This is a genomic window from Brachybacterium sp. ACRRE, assembly GCF_022346485.1.
In the GTDB taxonomy this organism is placed as follows: domain Bacteria; phylum Actinomycetota; class Actinomycetes; order Actinomycetales; family Dermabacteraceae; genus Brachybacterium; species Brachybacterium halotolerans.
The window spans coordinates 1-1481 of the sequence record NZ_JAKRMO010000127.1 but is presented as its reverse complement, the minus strand read 5'-3'; the positions used below and the strand labels follow the sequence as shown (position 1 = coordinate 1481).

At 75.6% G+C, this 1481-nt stretch carries 1 protein-coding gene; it reads right to left on the bottom strand.

All coding sequences use genetic code 11. The features are described 5' to 3' along the window. Positions 1 to 1314 (bottom strand): ATP-binding protein (locus MHY49_RS18890; protein WP_239206787.1); only part of this gene is annotated, 1314 nt, incomplete at its 3' end. Positions 1315 to 1481 lie beyond the last annotated feature (167 nt).

Below are 1481 nucleotides of genomic sequence, written 5' to 3'. Positions count from 1 at the left end.
GGTCGACTCTGCGGAGGGGGCGGGGGCTCGCTCGTTCTCGCCCGCGTCCCGGGCCCGTGGGAGGCGCAGCACGACGCGCGTCCCGGTGCCGCCGGGCCCGGGCTGGATCCGCGCGCTGCCTCCCAAGCGCCGCATGCGGCCGATGATCGACTCCCGCACCCCCAGCCGCTCCGGGTCGATGGATGCGAGATCGAAGCCGGGGCCGCGATCGGAGACGGTCACCTCGAGCATCCCGGCCGACGCCTCGGAGAACACGCTGATCGTGCCCCCGGCGTGCCGGGCGGCGTTCAGCATCGCCTCCCGGGCCGCGGCGAGCAGTCCTTCCGGCGCCTCCGGCACGGCGCGGCCGGTGGAGACCACGTCGATCCTCACCGCGTGCTCCTGCTCGCACTGCATGGCCGCGCGCCGGAGCTCGGAGGCGAGGTCGAGCGGCCCGTCGACCCCGCTGCCGGTGGTCTCGGCGAACAGCCAGCTGCGCAGTTCGCGCTCCTGTCCGCGCGCCAGCCGCGAGGCCTCGGATCCGGGCTCCGCCTTCTGCTGGATCAGGGCCAGCGTCTGCAGCACCGAGTCATGGAGATGGGCGGCGAACTCCGCCCGCTCCACCTCGCGGGCGCGGGCGGCGCGCTCCTCGGCGAGGTCGCGCACCAGGCGCACGGCCCAGGGCGCGAGGACCACGCCGACGCCCAGCAGCACGGAGGCCGCCGCCACGAACACGGTCCACACGTTCGGCTCGGCGTCGGAGACGAAGAACAGCAGGATCCCGAGCACCACGAGGGCGAGCGCCCCGGCGACCCGTGCGATCTGCGCCGACGGGCCGCTCGCGCGTCCGATCCGGAGCTCGTGGAGCTGCCGCCAGGCGAGTCCGGCGCCGATGAGCACGAACACGGCGGGCACGAAGAACGCCAGTGGGATCTGCGCTCCCATGCGCGATGCGACCATGGCGCCGCCCGCGAGCAGCAGGGCGAGTCCGAGGAGGATCTCGGTGACGGGTGCCCGCCCCAGCGCGGACCGGCTCGACGAGCCGTCCCGGGCCTGATCGCGCGCCTGTTCGTCCTCGGCGCCCGCCGAGCCCGCACTCATCGCGGGTGACGACGCCCGGGTGAGAGGAGCGCGCAGCGCCGGGGCGTCCGCCCCGGCGAGGGGCGTCGTCGCCCACAGCCACACGTACAGCAGGGCCCCGGCGCCGCCCGTCGCGGTGAGCACGCAGGCTCCGGCGCGGACAGCGGCCAGGGGCAGGCCCGTGTGCTCGGCGAGACCCGCGCACACTCCTGCCACGGCATGCTGCCGGGGCCGGATGATCCTGGTCGTCCTCACGCCCTCATCCAAGCAGGCGCGGGTCCCTCCCGGCACCGCCCCGGGGCCGATCCCAGGGTTCTGCCCCGACATCCCAGGGGGTTCTCGGGGTGCTCCCCGATGGTGCGGCGCCCTCCGCCCGGGAATGCTGGAGCCATGACGAACCCTCCCCACGGCCCCGACTCCCC